This window comes from Tateyamaria sp. LSS28 (genome assembly GCF_059611725.1).
The window spans coordinates 300,812-319,616 of the sequence record NZ_JCAPFI010000003.1 but is presented as its reverse complement, the minus strand read 5'-3'; the positions used below and the strand labels follow the sequence as shown (position 1 = coordinate 319,616).

The window sequence follows — 18,805 nt, the reverse complement described above, 5'->3', positions numbered from 1 at the left end:
CCGTTTTCCGGTTTGGGCTGTCCTAGCCGCGAGGGGTGGGGCGGTCAACGCTCCTGCGTCGCAGAAGGGTGAGGATGCGACCATCGATGATGGCCAACCCAAGCGCCAGCAGGGCGAAACCAGCAAAGGCGTTTGGGTTCAGTACCTCGTCCCGCACAATTGAACCCAAGATGATTGCGACCGGTGGAATGACCAATGTTACCAGCATCAGATTGCCCGATCCGGCCATGGCCAGAACGCGATAGTAGAGAAGGTAGGCGCCTGCCGTCGCGATGATTGCATAGTAGGCAATGGCCAGAACAGTGTCGGTGTGCAGGTTCAGGCTGATTGGCCCATCGACCATCCAAGCCAACGGAACTGTTACCAGGCTGGACCCCGTCAGCATGCCCGCCGCCGCGACCTGCGGGCGTAAACCACTCAGGAAGTGCCGCCCCCAAACGCCAGCCAGAGCGTAACTGACTGTGCCGGCCACAATTGCCACTTGGGCCAGGCTGCGCAGATCGAAGGATTTGAAATTCTCAAGTCCGATCGCAGTTGCCACACCGAAAAAGCCCAGGACAACACCCACTGCCTTGCGGGCACTGATCCGTTCATCCGCGAAGAAGAGCGCTGCTGCAATCACGCCAAAGATGGCCGTGGCCGCGTTCAGGATCGAGGTAAGACCGGTTTCAATGTAAAGCTGCCCCCAAGCCATGAGGCCGAAGGGGATGACGTTGTTCAGAACACCCATGCCCAGGAACGCGACCCAGACGCGCGGATCGCGCGGCACAGGCAGGCGCATGGCCCAGACCACAAGCCACAGGGCGCACATGGCCCAGAACGTGCGATGTGCTATGCTGGTCAGGGGGGCGATTTCATCCAGCGCAATGCGGATGGACAAGAATGAAGCGCCCCAGATGAGACCAAGAAGCAATAGTTCGGACCATGCGCGTCCTGAGAGGGTCTTTTGTGCTGTCATGGACGTATCCTGTCAGCCCGACTTATCTTCCGCCACCCGGAACCTGCGCAAAGAAAAACCCCGCCCAGGAAGGGCGGGGTTTCTGATGTATCCCTGCTGGGATAGAATCAGAACTGGTAGGCGAACTTGATGCCGACAGAGACCGCGTTGTTGCCGTCGAAGTCCGCGACTGGGCTGCCGCCGGGAGACGACACCGCGTCACCCAGAATTGTATAGCGTACACCGCCAGAAATCGCGAACTGATCGTTTACATCATATTTAGCACCGACGGCGACGTGACGTGAACCGTTGTTTGGTCCAAGGGGAGACACCAGATTATCGTCACCCACTGTGGAGAACCCAGCGGCAATTGAAGCGGACCACTTCTCATTGAAACGGCGGCCGACCCCAATTTCGAAATCGTAACCGTCTTCAAGGTCGGTCAAAGGTCCGCCTGATGGATTGACTGATACAAAGCCGGTTGGAGCAACAACAGTATCGCTGTAACGTGCATAGCGGAGGCTACCGAACAAGAGAGTGTCCTGGGCAATGCCGGTTTGGAAATCCAAATTAATCGATTCAGGTGTGTCAACTTCAGTTGTTGCACCAGGTGCTGAGATTTGGACCGGACCAACAAACTCAGTTGTCGGCAAGTTGTGGGTTGTTGACGAATTGTAGGTCAGAGCAACACGCAAAGCGATTGCGGGTATTTCGTACGCAGCACCAACGACATATCCAACATCACCGTCAGAAGCGAAGTTACCAGAGTAGCCATTGAGCCCTCGGAACGCGACACCACCAAGTGTCACACCGGCCGAAACTTCCTGATAGCGCACGCCGCCATGAACTGACCAGTTGTCATTGAACTTGTAGCGCGCCAGTGCAGTCACAGCATTGCTGTCAACAGTCGCTCCTGTGCCCCCAAGAACGCTTGCGGTTGGGTCGCCAGGGTAAAAAACGTCGGAACCATATGGCTCGTCGGAGATGATGGCAAATGACAGTTTGTCATTGAAGTCATACTTCAAGCCCAAGTTCCAAATAAGGAAGTTGTCCCCAACATTGTCGATAGGCTGATCTGCGAATGGCCCGAAAAGCGGGTTATTTTGCGACCGGCCTTCAACGCTTGGGCTAGTATACCCAAAGCTCAGCTCAACACGGTTGCCTTCCTCGAACAGGATGCCAATGCGCTGGCCGGACCGGTCGAGGCCAACGGCGTGTGCGGATGCGGTGGACGCCAGCAGCGCCGCAACCGTCAAAAGACGGGTTTTCATACTATTTCCTCCCAAAACAGCGCACATGTGGATGTCGAGTGGGTGCGCTTTGGTAGACTATAAGCCGTTTTCAAGGGGTGTGCGTCAATATTGACGCTAGGGCAGATAAGCGCTCGTGACGGAGCGTCATAAGTTTGTGACATTCGGGTCACATCGCTTTGGATTGCCGCGATTCGACCAGAATGTTCACGTAATTGCCCGCAAAGATGACGGCTGCGCCAACAAATACCCAAACATCAATGACTTCGCCATAAACGAGCATCCCGATCACTGCGATGGTTGGCAGGCGAATAAAGTCAATGGGGACTACGACGGTTGCAGGTGCAATGGAAAGTGCGTTGGTCAGGCAATAATGCGCCAACAGGCCAGCGCAGCCGATCAGGAATACCCAAGGCCCGGTTTGCAGGTCGGGCAGGGCGATGTCGCCATCATATCCCGCCATGGCGATTCCCATGACCAACTGCATGGATGTCAGCCAGAACAGGATGGATGTGATCCCTTCGTGCCGGGTTAACCGCTTGGTCAACATGATCGTGAGCGCAAAGAAGATGGCCGAGGACGCTGCGGTGATAACACCAGCGTTGATCCCGGCCATGTCGGGCCGCGCAACGATCAAGATGCCAACGAACCCCATAATCGCGGCCAGTGCGCGCACGCGGGTCAGCCGTTCACCCAATATCAGTGGACTCAAAACAATCACCCAGATAGGCGAGGTGAACTCCAGCGCAAAGACCTGCGCAAGTGGGATCACCGTGACCGCGTAGAACCAAAGGTTCTGGCCCGTGAAATGCGCGACGTTGCGGACCAGATGTGTACCAAGGCGATCCGTCTTGATGCTGCGCCAGGCACCGGTGGCCAAGGCGAACGCACAGACGACCACGATGCCAACGACGCTCCGATACATCATGATCTCAAACGTATCTAGGCTGTCGGAAACCTCGCGTCCGGCGACTGCCATGGTCGAAAAAGACGCGATGGACCCTGTCATCCAAAGCGCTGCCCTAAGGACTGGACTCATGGCATGCCCTTGATGGCGTAGTCGCGAGCAATACCCGCTGTTTCTTTCGCCCAGTCCGAGTTTGAGGCGCGAGACTGATGTGCATCAAAAGCTGCGGGATCAGTAAACTCTTCCGAGACAGCCCAAACCAACGGATCGTCTGTGGGCAACACATCGAATCGAATGCAGCCGGGTTCGGCCCGTGTCAGACGCACGTGCTCGGGCAGCGCTGCACGCACACGTGCTGCCTCTGCCTCTGACGCACAGCGCAGAAACCCATCCAGCGTTACTCCCATTCGATGGTGCCTGGAGGTTTCGATGTGATGTCATAGGTGACGCGGTTGATGCCCGGCACTTCGTTGATGATCCGGGTGGCTGTCTCTCCAAGGAAGTCGTGGCTGAACGGGTAGTAGTCTGCCGTCATCCCATCGACTGAAGTAACCGCGCGCAGCGCGCAGGCATAGTCGTAGGTCCGTCCATCGCCCATCACGCCGACCGTGCGCACGGGAAGGATGGCGCAGAAGGCCTGCCAGATCTCGTCATACAACCCGTGTTTGCGAATCTGATCGATATAGACAGCATCCGCCTCGCGCAGAATATCCAGCTTGGCCCGCGTGATCTCTCCAGGGCAGCGGATGGCAAGGCCGGGGCCGGGGAAGGGGTGGCGACCGATGAAGTGATCGGGAAGGCCCAATTCACGGCCCAAGGCGCGGACTTCGTCCTTAAACAACTCACGCAACGGCTCGACCAGCTTCAGTCCCATCTTTTCCGGCAGGCCGCCCACATTGTGGTGCGATTTAATTGTGACCGACGGACCGCCCGAGAAGCTGACGCTTTCGATGACGTCCGGGTAGAGCGTACCTTGGGCCAGGAACTCGGCACCCTCGATCTGGTCAGCGTATTTCTGGAACACGTCGATGAACAGGCGACCAATGATCTTGCGCTTGGTCTCGGGATCGGACTGACCTTCAAGTTCACCCAGAAACAGCTCTGTCTCGTCTGCGTGGATAACTTGGAGGTTCATGTGGTCGCGGAACATGTCAACGACCTCTTCGGCCTCGTTCTTGCGCAGCAGGCCATGATCGACAAAAACACAGGTCAGCTGGTCCCCAACAGCCTCGTGGATCAACGCCGCGGCGACGGAACTGTCGACACCGCCGGATAGGGCGCAGATGACATTTTTGTTGCCAACCTGATCGCGAATACGCTGCACTGCTTCCTCGCGGTAGGCGCCCATCGTCCAATCGCCGGCAAAACCCGCCAACCGCACGAAGTTTTCATAAAGTTTCGCGCCTTTGGGGGTGTGGTGCACCTCGGGGTGGAACTGAACGGCATAGAAGTTGCGCGCGGTGTCCGCGGTAATCGCATAGGGCGCGTTGGGCGAGGTCCCATAGACTTCGAACCCGGGGGCAAGCTTGGACACATGGTCGCCGTGGCTCATCCACACCTGTTCCTTGCCATCACCGAACCAGCCGTCCAGCAGGTTAAGCTGCCCTTCCGGCGTGACAAACGCGCGGCCAAACTCCGCCGTGCCACCGCCGCCAGAGATCTTGCCGCCTTCAACCAGACCACCCAGCTGCTGCATCATCACTTGCTGGCCATAACAGATACCCAGAACCGGGATGCCCATATCGAACAAGGCGTCCGGCGCCCGGGGCGAGCCCTCACGCGTTACACTGTCCGGTCCACCCGACAGGATGACGGCCTTGGGCGCCATGTCCCGAATGAGGTCGGCGTCGACGTTCTGATAGGGGTGGATTTCGCAATAGACATCCAGCTCGCGCAGGCGGCGCGCGATCAATTGCGTCACCTGGCTACCGAAGTCGATGATGAGAAGGCGGTCATGGATCTGGTCGGTCATGTGCGTGCAATAGGCATGTGTGTCAGGGGTGGCAAGCGTCGGATAGTGGCTCTGCCCCAGACCCCGTCGTATTTTTTGTCAGAAGAAGGGAGGATGTCGCTTTTTTCCCTTGATGGACGCTAACCGCGCGCCGTTGGGTTTGGGATAGGGTAATCACCTTGGCATCAATTCATGTGAAAAGGGGATGCGGCATGGAACAGGCACCGACACGCAGACGGGGACGCGGTGGCGGCGGCGCTGCGCGGCGTGCCGAACGCAGTGCCGTGTCCTTCGAGACTGCAAAGTTCATCGAACGCAATATCCCGAATTTCGAGGTGTTGACGGAAGAGGCTCTCGAAATCATCGAAAACAACGCCGAGAAGGTGTTGGAAGAGATCGGTGTGAACTTCCCCGATAATCCGGCCGCGTTGCAGCGTTGGCGCGATGCGGGCGCAGATGTAGACGGTGAACGGGTGCGCATTCCATGTGGCCTGGCGCGCAAGTTGTGTGAAACAGCGCCGTCATCGTACACCCAGCATGCGCGCAACCCGGCGCGTACGGTTGAGGTGGGTGGCAAGAGTCTTGTCCTCGCCCCCGTCTATGGCCCGCCTTTTGTTCGGGATGCCAGTGGCGGCCGGCGTTACGCGACGATGGAGGATTTCCGCAACTTCGTGAAGCTGGGCTACATGTCGAAATGGTTGCACCATTCAGGTGGCACGGTCTGTGAACCCACGGATGTAGCGGTGAACAAGCGGCACCTTGATATGTTGCACGCCCATATGACGTTGTCAGACAAGCCCTACATGGGATCTGTCACCGAACCCAGCCGTGCCCGCGATTCGGTCGAGATGTCGGAAATTCTGTTTGGTAAGGATTTTGTGGCCGAGAACACGGTGATGACATCGCTCATCAACATCAACTCACCGATGACCTTCGATGATGTGATGATGGGTGCGCTTGAGGTCTATGCGCAGGCAAATCAGGCCTGCATTATCTCGCCCTTCATCGTGGGCGGTGCCATGGCACCAGTGTCGGTGGCGGGGACGCTCACACAAGTGCTGGCCGAGGTGCTGGCAGGCATCGCGTATTCCCAGCTGTGCAGGGCAGGGGCGCCGGTCATCATGGGGGCGTTTGTCACCTCCATAGACATGAATTCAGGTGCACCCACCTTTGGCACGCCGGAGGCATCGCACATCACATATGGCGCTGGGCAATTGGCGCGGCGCCTTGGGCTTCCCTTCCGGTCGGCCGGTTCTTTCTGCGGCTCGAAACTGCCCGACGCGCAGGCCGCGTATGAAACTGCCAATTCACTCAATATGGGTCTTCTGTCGGGCGTGAACTTCATGCTGCACTCATGTGGTTGGCTTGAGGGCGGGCTGGTCAGCTCTTACGAGAAATTCGTCATGGATGCGGACCAACTTGGGACGCTGCACCATCTGGCTGCTGGTGTCCAGGTAGACGAGAACGCGCAGGCGATGGATGCCATTCGTGAAGTAGGGCCAGGTGGGCACTACCTTGGATGCGCCCATACGCAAGCGAACTTCAAGTCAGCGTTCTGGAAGTCAGACCTTCTGGACTACAAGCCGTTTGAAACCTGGGAAGACGAGGGCGCGCGGGATACGGCCGCGCTGGCCACGCTTCGGGTGCAAAAGCTTCTGTCGGACTACCAGCAACCTGCCATGGACCTCGCCACGCGCGAGGCGCTGGACGCCTACGTGGCCGAAAAGAAAGCGGCAGAGCCCGACAGCTTCATGTGATCAGCCAGCGGGCTCGCTTTGTGCGGCCCGCAGCGTGCGCGCCTCGCCTACAATCGCGATCAAGATGTCGATGTGGCGCAGCAGGCTGTAGGACGAATCGTCATTGACGCGCTGGGCATTCAGGTCGCCTTCGATTTCCATCAGGCGCATGAGTGCGGCACCGTGGCGGGGCAACTGTCCGTAGCCCAGAAGACGCGGCAGATGCGCGTTTCGGCGATAGTCTTCCGCTCCGATTCGCGCGGCGCGCATCAGCAGGCGTGGACGACGAAGTGCGCTTAGCATTGTCAGAATATCTTGCATTTCCGGTCTCCTAAACTTGATGTCGACCCGATCCCCGTCGGGTGAGTGCAAGCAAACCATTGCACAACCTGAACGGGTGTTGCGCACGTCAAGCTGACCGCGCACGTTCGTTTAGCAACTGTTTATCTTTTGGAAACAATGCTGCGGATATCGATGAATGTTAACGATCCAGTAATCAATGCAGCTCTAGGTTGTGTGGATGTTTTTGTGGATAACCCGATGCGAACAAAGACATTCGGGGCCCAAAAAGGGAAGAAGGACGGAAAACAGCTATGCGCCACAGCGATGTACTCTGCTCGACGGACCTGAACCTGCCTGCCTGGGTTCCAGACGGGGCCGTACACTACCTTGCACACACCGAAGCCGGTTTGCCGATCCGCGAACTGGCGCGCAAGTCGGGCTGTCATGCCTCGACCGTACTGCGCCAGATCCGGCGGTTTGAAACCCGTCGCGACGATCCTTTGGTGGATGCAGTGCTGCGTAAATTGGGGAAGTCTCTGGGTCGGAAACGTTCGTCGGCTGCACCTCAGCCCATGAAGGATGATCCGGAAATGCAAAATGCTCTTGCGCGGGACCACGGTCCAGACACCACCATGATGACACAGGATTCGGTCCGCATTCTGCGGCGGCTCTGTGAAACGGGGGCGGTTCTCGCGGTCGCGGTTGATATGGAAAAGGCGGTCGTCGTACGCGATGGCGTGACCGGCAGCAGCACGCGCACTGCCGTGGTTGATCGCAAGATTGCCGAAGCGATGGCGCTTCAGGATTGGATCAGCGCGGAAAGCACGGGGCGTATTACGCGTTACCGTATCACTCCCGCGGGCCGTGCGGCCCTCGCCGAGATGATGGGAGAGGTTGAAGACGCGCAGCCGGGCTTTGCCGAGGCTGCAACACCCTTCGCAGACCAGCACCGTCAATGGAGTGAGCGTACGGTGCGCGACACGGATACGGGCCAGCCACGCAAGGTACGCTACAACCTCGCTGAATCTCCGCTGACGGCATTGGCGCGCCGCCGTGATAAGGCGGGGCAACCGTTTCTTTCAGATGATCTTGTCACTGCAGGTGAACGTCTGCGCGAGGACTTTGAACTTGCCCAGATGGGTCCCCGCGTGGCCCAAAACTGGGACCGCTTCCTGACGGGCGGCGGGCGCGGTGGGTTTGCTATGGACAGCGGTGTCGGCAATGGGCCGGAAGGGGCCCGCACGCGTGTTGCGGCGGCCTTGCGGGATCTCGGTCCCGGCCTGTCGGATGTTGTTCTGCGCTGCTGTTGTTACCTGGAAGGGCTCGAGAGTGCTGAAAAGCAACTCGGCTGGTCCGCCCGGTCCGGCAAGATCGTGCTGCGCATCGCCCTGATGCGCCTGAAACAGCATTATGACGAGACGATGGGACCGGGCGGCGGCCTGATCGGCTGAAAACCGCGCCTGTTCCGCCAAATGGCGCTGCGTCCTCCCCGCAGCGCCATTTTTTTGGTTTCTGTTCCTGTGTGACTCGCTTGCCCGCCGGTGCGGTTGGTCACAATCAACGGGCGGTGAAGCATGATGGCATCGTCAAAACTTTGAACGTACTTGCGGTGGAGGTTTTGGATGCATCGATCAGCGATGGCGCTGTGTGCGTACGCCCGTGTGATGATGGTGATTTTGCTTCTTTTCATGTGCAGCGTGTCTGCAACGCGCGCCGAGCGACAGATGTATTTTTCTGGGTTTGTCGGCACCATGACCGAAAACAGATGGCATGACGCGTTGGTCCCTGGGCGGGTTCAGTTTGCGGATTCGCATCTCGTAGGCGGTGCGCTGGGATGGGATCGCCAAATCGGTGACAGCCGCTTTCGCTATGGATTCGAAGCGCAATTGGCGGTGCATTTCGGACGTCAGGATCTTCTTGAATTAACCGTGCCGGTTGTCCTGCGATATGTTCCGGAAAAGGAAACGGCGGTGCGTTCGATTGCCGCCGGTATCGGATTGTCCTACGCGTCCGAAATTCCACAGGTCGAGATCGATCGCAATGGCGCGTCTCAGCGTCTGTTCGTCCATTGGATGGCCGAGCTTGAGTTCGGGCTATCTGATCCGAATAGATCCGCATTTGTGCGATTGCATCACCGCTCTGACGGATATGGTGTGTTCGAAGTTGATGCAGGATCGACGGGCTTTGTGTTGGGCGTTCGGCATCGCTTTTGAAGGGGACAAGTAACGCTTTTTCCGCACTCTGTGCATAGCGGCCATGCGCCACGTGGTATTCAGCGGGAAAGTCTTTATGTTAGAACAAGTTTAACGCTGAACCAATTGGCAGAGATCCATGCGCGACCTGAAAATCCCCGAGCAGCGGCACCCGGAAAAGGCGCGGCGACCTGATAATCCGCAGCCCAAGAAGCCGGATTGGATCCGGGTCAAGGCACCGGTCAGTGAAGGGTACAAAGACACACGCAAGATCATGCGTGACAACGGGCTTGTCACCGTGTGCGAAGAAGCCGGGTGCCCGAATGTGGGCGAGTGCTGGAGTCAGGGCCACGCAACCATGATGATCATGGGCGAGGTTTGTACCCGCGCCTGCACCTTCTGCAACATCGCAACGGGCAAGCCACCCGAAGCGCTGGATGCGTTCGAGCCCGGTCGCGTGGCACATGCGGTTGAAAAGCTGGGTCTAAACCACGTGGTCGTCACCTCCGTCGACCGTGACGACATCGAGGACGGTGGGGCGGATCACTTCGCCCAGACGATCCGCGCCATTCGGCACCGCAGCCCGGAGACAACAATTGAAATTCTGACGCCGGATTTTATCCGCTGCGACCCTTCTGTGCTTGAAGTGGTGGTCGAAGCGCGGCCCGACGTGTTCAATCACAACCTTGAAACGGTGCCCGGCCTGTACCCTGAGGTACGCCCGGGCGCGCGTTACTTCCACAGCCTGCGTCTGCTGCAACGGGTCAAGGAACTGGACCCATCCATGTTCACCAAGTCAGGGATCATGGTGGGGCTGGGTGAAGATCGGCAATCGGTCATCCAGGTGATGGAAGACATGCGGGCCGCTGACATCGATTTCCTGACAATTGGCCAATATCTGCAGCCGACACCAAAACACCACCGCGTGGACCGTTTTGTGCATCCGGACGAATTCGCGTCCTACGAAAAAGCAGCCTATGGCAAAGGGTTCCTGATGGTGTCAGCGACGCCATTGACGCGGTCATCTTATCACGCCGGTGATGACTTCGCTCGGTTGCGCGCAGCCCGACAGGCAAAACTCGCCTAACGCTCGGCTCTGTGCGCACAAGGCGTATCGCGCAACAATCTGTATGCATAAATCGTCTGTGGTGACAGGCTGACCTGTCGCACTCAAGGAACTGCATTATTGTGCGCCTGTCCACGATTTCCGTGCACTGTTCAGCGCTGCGGCGAAATAGAAATCGGAGGCGTGTCAATTTACCTTGACAGCTTTCGCGCTTGCTTCACATATCAAAAATGAACGACACACGTGGGAGTGCGCCCCATGACAGATTCAATGGGAACCATCCAAAAGCTGGAGGTGCTTATCGCCGGCTTGGACGCGCGTACCCAGGAAGTGGCAATCGCCCATTTGCATGACGCTATTGATGCGATTGCGGCTACGGCCCGCAATGAGCCGACACGCTACGCGCGGTCGGCTGACTTGAGGAACGGCACTGTGCAACGGAAGGGGGTCGTGCTGCTGTTCAAGTGAACCGGACCTTGCCGATATAGGGCAGGTTGCGATTGCGCTGCGCGTAGTCGATCCCGTACCCCACGACAAATTCATCCGGGATTTCGAAACCGGTCCAGTCTGCCTTGACCTCAACCTCGCGCTTGCTCGGCTTGTCGAGCAGGGCAATGGTGCGCAGTTTTGATGGCTTGCGCCCCTTCAGCAGCCGGATAACGTGCTGCATGGTATAGCCGGTGTCGACAATATCCTCGACGACCAGCACATCACGCCCTTCAATTGCGCCGCGCAAGTCTTTGAGAATGCGCACTTCTCGGCTGCTTACCATCCCGTCGCCATAGGATGACGCTTCAAGGAAATCGACCTCGATGGGCAGGTCCAGTTCGCGCACCAGATCGGCAATGAACACAAAGGATCCGCGCAAGAGCCCAACGACCACCAGTTTGTCAGTGCCCGCAAACTCGTCCTGTATTTCCCCACAGAGCGACTCGATCCGGGCGGCAATCGCCTTGGCCGAAATCATTCTGTCTATGACATATGGCCGCTCTGACATGCGCTTCCCCTTGATTTTGCATGACAACCGCGACACATCCCTGCGCAACGCTTGTTCAAGGTCACCTTTACCGCAATGCCCACCCATTCCGAAACCCGCTTCCTGCCTTACACCGCACAACAGATGTACGATCTGGTGGCAGATGTGGGCGAATATCCTCAGTTCCTGCCGTGGTGTGCCGCAGCGCGCGTGCGTACAGTCACGCAGCAAGGGGACAGTCAGGTGATGGAGGCGGATCTTGTCATAAGTTTCAAAGTGTTCCGTGAACGGTTCGGTTCTCGCGTCGTGCTGCATCCCGCCGACAAAAAGATTGATACGGAATATCTGGATGGTCCCTTTCGCCACATGAAATCCAACTGGGCTTTCACGGATGCCGAAGGCGGATGCGACGTTTCCTTTTTCGTGGACTTCGAGTTCAGGAACGCCATTCTGCAAGGGATCATTGGAGTTGTATTCAACGAGGCTATGCAGCGCATTGTCAGGGCGTTCGAGAGGCGTGCGGCCGCGCTTTATGGATAGCACCGGCCCGGTTGAACCCGGCCCTTCGGGGAGGATTTTTTGAAACAGGGAAGTATGGACATTACCGCACAGCTTCTGGCCTACGCGCTGGCTGAACCGCCGGAGGATGTACGCGCGGTGATGCGTTTGTCCCTATTGGACTGGGCCGCCTGCGGTATGGCGGGGCATCGTGACGGGGCGTTCGATACTTGGGCTGCAACGTTGGACACGGATGGGCCTGCCACACGCTTTGACGGGCGTGGTGGGACGATGGCGGAAGCCGCGCTTGTCAACGGCACCTTGTCCCACGCGTTGGACTATGACGACACGCATTTTGCGCATATCGGCCATCCCTCTGTTGCGGTGATCCCGGCAGCGCTTGCCATGGCGCAGATGCAGGGTGTGCCGCTGAACGACATGGTTGATGCGGCGGTCGTCGGGGCTGAGGCGTCGGTTGCAACTGGACTATGGCTGGGGCGGGGGCACTATCAGGTCGGGTTTCATCAGACGGCCACGGCAGGGGGCTTTGGCGCAACGATTGCGGCGGCACGGCTTCTCTGTCTGGATGGCGATAAGATGCGGCACGCACTCGGGCTATGTTCGACAATGGCGTCTGGGTTGAAGTCCCAATTCGGGACAATGGGCAAACCGCTGAACGCAGGTCTGGCCGCGCGGACCGGGGTCGAAGCGACGTTGTGGGCGCAAGCGGGCATGACCGGATCCCCTGACGGCCTCGCAGGTGCGCTTGGTTTTGGCGACACGCATCATGGGGCGAGGGCCAAGGTGCCGTTTGCGTGGCGCATGGGTTCTGTCAGCCACAAGTTTCATGCCTGTTGCCATGGGCTGCACGCCGCTCTCGAAGCAGTCCGTGACGTTCCCCTGCGCGATGCGTCGCGGGTCGAGGTGCATACCCACCCAAGGTGGATGACCGTCTGCAATCAAGCTGCGCCTGATACCGGTCTTGGGGCCAAATTTTCCTACGCCCATGTTCTGGCCATGACAGCGTATGGCATGGATACGGGCAACATCAGCGCTTTTACCGATGCCTGTGCGCAAGATCCTCAACTTGTGTCGTGGCGGGGGCGGGTGACAGTGTCGCCTGTCGATGACCTGACCGAAATGCAGGCGCGTGTGATCGTGGATGGGGTGGAGCGTTTCCATGACCTCGACACGCCTCTTCCGTTTGAGACCCGCGCCAACCGCATCCACGAAAAAGCCCGCGCGCTGGTGGGCGCACGGGCGGATCAGATGGCGCAGGCCATCAAAGACGATGACCTGCCAGCCTTTGCTCAGCTGCTGACGTCGTAAGCACGCTCGCCATGTACGGCGAGGTCGAGGCCGTTGACCTCGGTCTCTTCATCCACGCGCAGCGGTGTGATGGCGCGCACGACAGAGATCAGCACGACCGTCACGACCAGCGTGAAGACACCGACAATGACCAGCGACCCGAGCTGCGCAGCCCAGCTGCCTGCACCAAAGACAGCGATCATGATCGTGCCAAAGATGCCGCCAACACCGTGCACGGCGAACACGTCCAGCGTATCGTCGATCTTGACCACATTGCGGATCAGATTCACGGCTTCCTGACACAGAATGCCCGCGACAGCACCGATGATCATCGCCTCAACCGGACCAACGAAGCCGGACGCAGGCGTGATGGACGCAAGTCCTGCAATGGTCCCGGTGACCATACCAACAAGGGACGCCTTGCCGAACTTGATCCGTTCCCACAGCGCCCAGGTCAGCGATGCCATCGCGGCCGAGATGTGGGTTACGGTCAGAGCCATGGCGGCGCCACCGTCAGCGGCCAGTTGCGATCCGCCATTGAAGCCGAACCAACCGACCCACAGCAGGGCAGCGCCCATCATGACCATGCCGGGGTTGTGCGGCGGTGTGGTCTGGTTCTTGCGCGCGCCCAGGAAGACAGCAAGCACAAGGGCTGCAATGCCAGCGGTTTCGTGCACGACGATACCACCGGCAAAATCCTTGACCCCAACGTCGCCAAAGATGCCGCCATCGGCCAGCATGCCGCCGCCCCACACCCAATGCACGACCGGTGCGTAACACAACAGCATCCATAGGGCCGAGAACAGCAGGACAAAGCCAAAGCCGATGCGCTCGACATATGCGCCCACGATCAGGGCGGGCGTGATGATGGCAAATGTCATCTGGAAGGCAAAGAACAGCACCTCGGGCAGGGTGCCCGACAGGCTGTCGGCGTCCACACCGCTCAGCAGCAGCTTACCCAGGCCACCCCAGTATCCGGACCCGCCGTCGCCAAATGCGATGGAGTATCCAGCCACAAACCACAGAATGCTCATCAGGCAGGCAATGGCATAGCAGTGCATGAAAACGCTCAGCACGTTGCGGGCGCGCACCAGGCCCCCGTAGAATAGCGCAAGGCCCGGCAACGTCATCAGCAGCACCAGTGCGGTTGCCACGATGATCCAGGCGGTATCGGCTCCGTTCATTGTCCCCTCCGGAATTTTTATATGCGGGGTCGTCTGGCTGACAGCGCCTGCGGAAAAAAGAGGCGCGTGGGGTCAGGCGTGCTGATTTTAAGGGCATTTTAGTTAGTGCATCTATTTTGTGCGATTTTTTGAGGTATTCGCACAAAAATAGGGCAAGGAGAAAAGCGGCGCTTAGGCCGGCACTAACGCGGCTTTCAAAAGCCCAAGCGCATGATCCCGTGCTGCGATACGTACCTTGTCACGGCCCTGGGCGCCGAATTCTACCGTCTCCGTGCGGACGCCACTGGCATCGGCGATGCCGAAACACACGCGCCCTTCGGGTTTGAACTCTGATCCGCCCGGTCCTGCGATCCCAGTGATCGATACAGCCAGCTGAACGGGTGCATGTTTCAATGCACCCTCTGCCATCTCGGCCGCGACCTCTTCGCTGACAGCGCCGTGGGCTTCAAGGGTTGCTGCCGCCACACCCAACATGTCCATCTTTGCCTGATTGGTGTAGGTGACAAACGCACGCTCAACCACCGCGGACGATCCCGGAATGTCGGTCAATGCAGCCGATACCATGCCACCTGTGCAGCTCTCTGCCGTGGCAATCATGTACCCACGATCTTTCGCAAATTCAAGGACTTCTGCGGCAAGGCTCATGCCATCAGGACCCCGTGCGCCAGTGCGGCGAGGGCCAGCACGCCGATGGCCGCAAACACGCCAGCAATCACGTCATCCAGCATGACGCCAAGCGCATCGCCGCGCCGATCCGCCCAGCCGACAAGCCACGGCTTCCAGATGTCGAACAGGCGGAACAACACGAAGGCGGCAATCCAACCCGGCCACATCACAAGAATGTCCAAACCACGATCCCACGCCGCGTAGCTCAGCGGAAACAGGGCGATCCACTGGCCGACCACTTCGTCCGCCACGATCTCGGAAGGATCATGGTCGCCGCCGCCCGATGTCATCTGTGCAGTGGCCCACCAAGCGGCGACAAAATAGATGGCCGTTGCGGCAGCGAGCAATGGGAAGCCACCCAGTTGATGCAGGGCCCAGCCCCACGGCAACGCAATCAACGAGCCCCACGTGCCCGGGGCGGGCCTCATGTAGCCCACAAAACAAGCGGTGCCCAAAATCCGTGCAATCATGACTTGATCAACGCTGCTGTGGCGATGCAGGCAATGCCTTCACCGCGCCCGGTAAAGCCCAAACGTTCGGACGTGGTCGCCTTGACCGACACGCGATCAATGTCCAGTTCCATGATCTCGGACATAACGGCCCGCATCTTTGCAGCATGTGGCCCGATCTTCGGCTCTTCGCAGATCAAGGTGCAGTCGACATTCGATATCTCGAATCCCATCTCGCGTGCCAAACCCACCGCATGGCGCAGGAATATGTCGCTCGCGGCCCCTTTCCACTGCGGATCAGAGGGCGGAAAGTGCTGTCCGATATCGCCACGTGCCAAGGCGCCATAAATTGCATCGGTCACCGTGTGCATGCCGACATCGGCATCGGAATGGCCGACAAGACCCCGATCATGCGGGACCTGCACGCCACACAGTGTCACATGATCGCCAGGACCAAAGGCATGCACGTCGAATCCGTTGCCCAGTCTAATGTCCATGGCGTCCTCGCAAGATCCGTTCCGCCCGCTCAAAATCCGACGGGTGTGTGATTTTCAGATTGTCTTCATCACCCGGGACAATGGCAACTGCCAAACCATGGGCACGGGCAACCTCCACGTCATCCGCAGCGCCGCCGGGATGGGCCGCGTGTGCCGCTCGGATGGCCTCAAGGTGAAAGCCCTGTGGGGTCTGTGCTCGGTACAAGCCGTCGCGACTCCGCGTGCCGGTCACGCGACCATCGGCACCCGTCCACAGCGCATCGGTCACCGACAGGGCCGGCGCAGCACCGGCATTCTTCACAAGTGCATCCAAAACGGCTGATATGGTCCGGGTCGTGACCATCGGGCGTGCCACGTCGTGGATCAAAACAAATTCGGCGTCCTGCACTGATGCCAGCCCGTTCTTTACAGACGCAGCACGGTCCGCACCGCCATGAACAATCGTCACGTCCGCATGTGCCAAATTGGATGCGCGCGTGTCGTCATCAGGTTGCACAACCAGTACCACCTGAGAGATATCGTCATGTTTGGTAAAGGCCGCCAGCGTATATGACACAACTGGCCGCCCAGCGAGGTCTTGCCATTGCTTGGGCACATCCCCTCCGGCGCGCGTACCGCGCCCCGCAGCGACAATCACGGCGGCGGCCCGCTTCATTCTTGGGTTTTCCAACTCATGCTTGATCTCTAGGCGGAGATGTGCGGCCTGTCCATGATCAGAAGTTCTGCCTAAATTTTAGGCAACACGTCAGCCTTGAGTGCGGAAACAGCGTTGCAGTGATTGAGAAAACCCCGCACGTGCAATACCAGACAGTATCGCACAAGGATTAGGCAAATCGGATGGCCACTGGTCCCCTCGACATGACAGCCCCTGTGATGCTGGCCCCGATGGCTGGAATCACTGACCTCCCATTCCGCTCCCTCGTGGCCCGGTTTGGGGCCGGTATGGTCGTGTCCGAAATGGTGGCCAGCCACGATATGCTCAACGCGCGTCCCGGAAGCCGCGAAAAGGCTGAGCTGGGATTGGGGGCTGATGGCACAGCAGTGCAATTGGCAGGACGAGAAGCGGCACCGATGGCCGAAGCGGCCAAGATGGTCGCCGGGCAAGGCGCGCGAGTCATCGACATCAATATGGGATGTCCTGCCAAGAAAGTGGTGAACGGGTATTCCGGATCTGCCCTGATGCGCGACCCTGATCACGCCCTGACGTTGATCGAAGCGGTTGTGAATGCGGTCGATATTCCGGTGACCCTGAAAACCCGTCTTGGCTGGGATGATGCCTTGATGAATGCACCCGAGATTGCTGCAAGGGCCGAGGCTGCGGGCATCCGGCAAATCGTGATCCATGGCCGCACGCGGTGCCAGTTCTACAAGGGCAACGCCAACTGGGCTGCGATCCGCGCGGTGGTTGATGCGGTGAACATCCCGGTGATTGCCAATGGAGACATCGTGGACGCCGCCACGGCAAAGAAAGCGTTGGATCAGTCTGGCGCACAAGGCGTAATGATCGGGCGCGGCGCACAGGGCAAACCGTGGCTATTGGCCGAGGTTGCGCACGCGCTGTACGGCACGCCCGCACCGGATGTGCCCAAAGGGGATGCCTTTGCCGAGATGGTGACGGCCCACTATGACGAGATGTTGCGCTTTTATGGCGAACTGCTGGGTCTAAGGGTGGCGCGCAAGCACCTCGGCTGGTTCATGGACACCGCATGCACACCCGCCGACCTGCGTCGTGCCGTCCTGACGGCCAAGACACCCAAGGCCACGATGGACCTGTTGCCGCGCGCCCTGCGTCCTGAAACCGGGGCGGCGGCAGCATGACCGGTGCAGGGGATCTTTGGGCCTCGCTGCCCGTGCCGGTCATCATCATTGGGCCACGGGATGATATCGTCGATATAAATTCCGCCGCCGAGGGCTTCTTCAACGCGTCGGCCAAGACAATGAAGGGCCTGCCGCTGTGGGATGAACTGGCAGTGGATGCGCCGCTGGAGGAAAGCCTCGCGCGGGCGCGCAAGAACGGCACGCCTCTCTTTGTGAATGACGTGGATGTGGGCCACGGTGGGCGCGCGCCCCTGCAATGCGCGCTGCAAATCGCCCCCCTGATCGGTGCGGCAGATCACATGGTGCTGATGATCTCGCCCCGCGAACTGTCGGGTCGGATGACGCAGAACCATTCGGTCAAGTCTGCCGCCAAATCCGCCATCGGCATGGCAGAGATGCTGGCCCACGAAATCAAGAACCCGCTCGCAGGTATCACCGGGGCGGCGCAACTGCTTAGCATGAACCTCAAACCCGAGGATCTGGAACTGACCGACCTGATTGTCGAGGAGGGGCGGCGCATCGTAAAACTGCTCGAACAGGTCGAGCAGTTTGGCAATCTCTCTCCCCCGGACCTCAAGCCGGTGAACATCCACGACGTGCTGGATCGCGCGCGGCGCTCCGCTTTGCTGGGGTTCGGGGCCGAGATGAAGATTATCGAGGATTACGACCCCTCGTTGCCTTTAGCCTACGGCGACCCAGACAAACTGCTGCAAGTTGTGCTCAATCTTCTCAAGAATGCGTCGGAGGCCGCCGGTAAGGGTGGCGGTATAATCCGCCTGCATAGCTACTTTGAACATTCCTTCCGCCTGCGCCGCGCCGATGGCGCCGGTCAATCCTTGCCCCTGCAGGTCGAGATCATCGATGACGGCCCGGGGCTGCCGGACGCCATTGCTGCCGACATCTTCGACCCTTTCGTGTCGGGTAAGGAAAACGGCACCGGCCTTGGCCTTGCCCTCGTGTCCAAGATCATCTCCGACCACGGCGGCTGGATTTCAGTCACCTCCGTGCCCGGCAAGACGGTGTTTCGTCTGTCCCTGCCGCGCGCCCCCAAATCTGCCCAACCGGGCCCAGACCAAACAAAGGACTAG

Annotated in this window: 21 protein-coding genes; 9 read left to right on the top strand and 12 right to left on the bottom strand. The window is 59.1% G+C overall.

Annotation, left to right across the window (positions count from 1 at the left end; all coding sequences use genetic code 11):
* Positions 1–22 precede the first annotated feature (22 nt).
* The 5 genes from AC53L6_RS10125 to guaA form a co-directional block, all read right to left on the bottom strand.
* Positions 23–958, bottom strand: coding sequence for a DMT family transporter (locus AC53L6_RS10125; RefSeq protein WP_496907760.1), 936 nt, complete (start codon positions 956–958; stop codon positions 23–25).
* 107 nt (positions 959–1,065) lie between these two features.
* Positions 1,066–2,208, bottom strand: coding sequence for an OmpP1/FadL family transporter (locus AC53L6_RS10120; protein WP_496907759.1), 1,143 nt, complete (start codon positions 2,206–2,208; stop codon positions 1,066–1,068).
* A gap of 148 nt (positions 2,209–2,356) precedes the next feature.
* Positions 2,357–3,226: a DMT family transporter gene (locus tag AC53L6_RS10115; protein ID WP_299199314.1), complete on the bottom strand. Its 870-nt coding sequence runs from the start codon at positions 3,224–3,226 to the stop codon at positions 2,357–2,359.
* On the bottom strand, positions 3,223–3,501 hold the full coding sequence (locus AC53L6_RS10110) for a putative quinol monooxygenase (protein WP_496907758.1): 279 nt from the start codon (positions 3,499–3,501) through the stop codon (positions 3,223–3,225). Before AC53L6_RS10110 ends, AC53L6_RS10115 begins: the two co-directional genes overlap by 4 nt.
* The gene (gene guaA, locus AC53L6_RS10105; protein ID WP_496907757.1) at positions 3,492–5,066 is read right to left on the bottom strand and encodes a glutamine-hydrolyzing GMP synthase; all 1,575 of its coding nucleotides are present in this window, start codon (positions 5,064–5,066) and stop codon (positions 3,492–3,494) included. Before guaA ends, AC53L6_RS10110 begins: the two co-directional genes overlap by 10 nt.
* A gap of 191 nt (positions 5,067–5,257) precedes the next feature.
* Here guaA and AC53L6_RS10100 point away from each other — a divergent pair, with 191 nt between their 5' ends.
* Positions 5,258–6,802: a trimethylamine methyltransferase family protein gene (locus AC53L6_RS10100; RefSeq protein ID WP_496907756.1), complete on the top strand. Its 1,545-nt coding sequence runs from the start codon at positions 5,258–5,260 to the stop codon at positions 6,800–6,802.
* Here AC53L6_RS10100 and AC53L6_RS10095 read toward each other — a convergent pair whose 3' ends face one another.
* A complete protein-coding gene (locus AC53L6_RS10095) occupies positions 6,803–7,102 on the bottom strand; it encodes a DUF6477 family protein (protein ID WP_299741719.1) in 300 nt (99 codons plus the stop codon).
* Positions 7,103–7,374: 272 nt separating this feature from the next.
* Between AC53L6_RS10095 and AC53L6_RS10090 the strand changes: the two genes are divergently transcribed.
* From AC53L6_RS10090 to AC53L6_RS10075, 4 genes are all read left to right on the top strand, one after another.
* Complete coding sequence (locus AC53L6_RS10090; protein WP_496907755.1) at positions 7,375–8,514, top strand: DUF6456 domain-containing protein; 1,140 nt, start codon at positions 7,375–7,377, stop codon at positions 8,512–8,514.
* Between the two features lie 300 nt (positions 8,515–8,814).
* Positions 8,815–9,276 (top strand): hypothetical protein, encoded by a 462-nt coding sequence (locus AC53L6_RS10085; RefSeq protein WP_496907754.1) that lies wholly within the window; start codon positions 8,815–8,817, stop codon positions 9,274–9,276.
* A 118-nt stretch (positions 9,277–9,394) separates the two neighbouring features.
* Positions 9,395–10,342: a lipoyl synthase gene (gene lipA, locus AC53L6_RS10080; protein WP_299596980.1), complete on the top strand. Its 948-nt coding sequence runs from the start codon at positions 9,395–9,397 to the stop codon at positions 10,340–10,342.
* Positions 10,343–10,579: 237 nt separating this feature from the next.
* The gene (locus AC53L6_RS10075; protein ID WP_299596978.1) at positions 10,580–10,789 is read left to right on the top strand and encodes a hypothetical protein; all 210 of its coding nucleotides are present in this window, start codon (positions 10,580–10,582) and stop codon (positions 10,787–10,789) included.
* On the opposite strand, the gene hpt is transcribed toward AC53L6_RS10075, so the two are convergent.
* Positions 10,782–11,318: a hypoxanthine phosphoribosyltransferase gene (hpt, locus tag AC53L6_RS10070; protein ID WP_299596975.1), complete on the bottom strand. Its 537-nt coding sequence runs from the start codon at positions 11,316–11,318 to the stop codon at positions 10,782–10,784. The two genes, AC53L6_RS10075 and hpt, sit on opposite strands and share 8 nt — an antisense overlap.
* A 75-nt stretch (positions 11,319–11,393) precedes the next feature.
* On the opposite strand from hpt, the gene AC53L6_RS10065 reads away from it, so the two are divergent.
* Together AC53L6_RS10065 and AC53L6_RS10060 are read left to right on the top strand one after the other, a co-directional pair.
* The gene (locus AC53L6_RS10065; protein WP_299700280.1) at positions 11,394–11,837 is read left to right on the top strand and encodes a type II toxin-antitoxin system RatA family toxin; all 444 of its coding nucleotides are present in this window, start codon (positions 11,394–11,396) and stop codon (positions 11,835–11,837) included.
* A 54-nt stretch (positions 11,838–11,891) separates the two neighbouring features.
* Positions 11,892–13,124 carry an MmgE/PrpD family protein gene (locus tag AC53L6_RS10060; protein ID WP_496907753.1) on the top strand — a complete coding sequence of 411 codons (1,233 nt, stop codon included), beginning with the start codon at positions 11,892–11,894 and terminating at the stop codon, positions 13,122–13,124.
* Here the strand turns inward: AC53L6_RS10060 and AC53L6_RS10055 are convergent.
* The 5 genes from AC53L6_RS10055 to ispD form a co-directional block, all read right to left on the bottom strand.
* Positions 13,106–14,287 (bottom strand): ammonium transporter, encoded by a 1,182-nt coding sequence (locus AC53L6_RS10055; protein WP_496907752.1) that lies wholly within the window; start codon positions 14,285–14,287, stop codon positions 13,106–13,108. The two genes, AC53L6_RS10060 and AC53L6_RS10055, sit on opposite strands and share 19 nt — an antisense overlap.
* A gap of 171 nt (positions 14,288–14,458) precedes the next feature.
* Positions 14,459–14,932: a CinA family protein gene (locus AC53L6_RS10050; protein WP_496907751.1), complete on the bottom strand. Its 474-nt coding sequence runs from the start codon at positions 14,930–14,932 to the stop codon at positions 14,459–14,461.
* Positions 14,929–15,423, bottom strand: a complete 495-nt coding sequence (locus tag AC53L6_RS10045; RefSeq protein WP_496907750.1) for a phosphatidylglycerophosphatase A family protein — start codon at positions 15,421–15,423, stop codon at positions 14,929–14,931. The genes AC53L6_RS10050 and AC53L6_RS10045 overlap by 4 nt, the downstream gene beginning before the upstream one ends.
* The gene (ispF, locus tag AC53L6_RS10040; RefSeq protein WP_299699594.1) at positions 15,420–15,899 is read right to left on the bottom strand and encodes a 2-C-methyl-D-erythritol 2,4-cyclodiphosphate synthase; all 480 of its coding nucleotides are present in this window, start codon (positions 15,897–15,899) and stop codon (positions 15,420–15,422) included. Before ispF ends, AC53L6_RS10045 begins: the two co-directional genes overlap by 4 nt.
* Positions 15,889–16,554 carry a 2-C-methyl-D-erythritol 4-phosphate cytidylyltransferase gene (ispD, locus tag AC53L6_RS10035; RefSeq protein WP_496907749.1) on the bottom strand — a complete coding sequence of 222 codons (666 nt, stop codon included), beginning with the start codon at positions 16,552–16,554 and terminating at the stop codon, positions 15,889–15,891. The genes ispF and ispD overlap by 11 nt, the downstream gene beginning before the upstream one ends.
* 182 nt (positions 16,555–16,736) lie before the next feature.
* On the opposite strand from ispD, the gene dusB reads away from it, so the two are divergent.
* Positions 16,737–17,717, top strand: a complete 981-nt coding sequence (gene dusB, locus AC53L6_RS10030) for a tRNA dihydrouridine synthase DusB (protein ID WP_496907748.1) — start codon at positions 16,737–16,739, stop codon at positions 17,715–17,717.
* Positions 17,714–18,805, top strand: a complete 1,092-nt coding sequence (locus AC53L6_RS10025; protein ID WP_299768253.1) for a two-component system sensor histidine kinase NtrB — start codon at positions 17,714–17,716, stop codon at positions 18,803–18,805. Before dusB ends, AC53L6_RS10025 begins: the two co-directional genes overlap by 4 nt.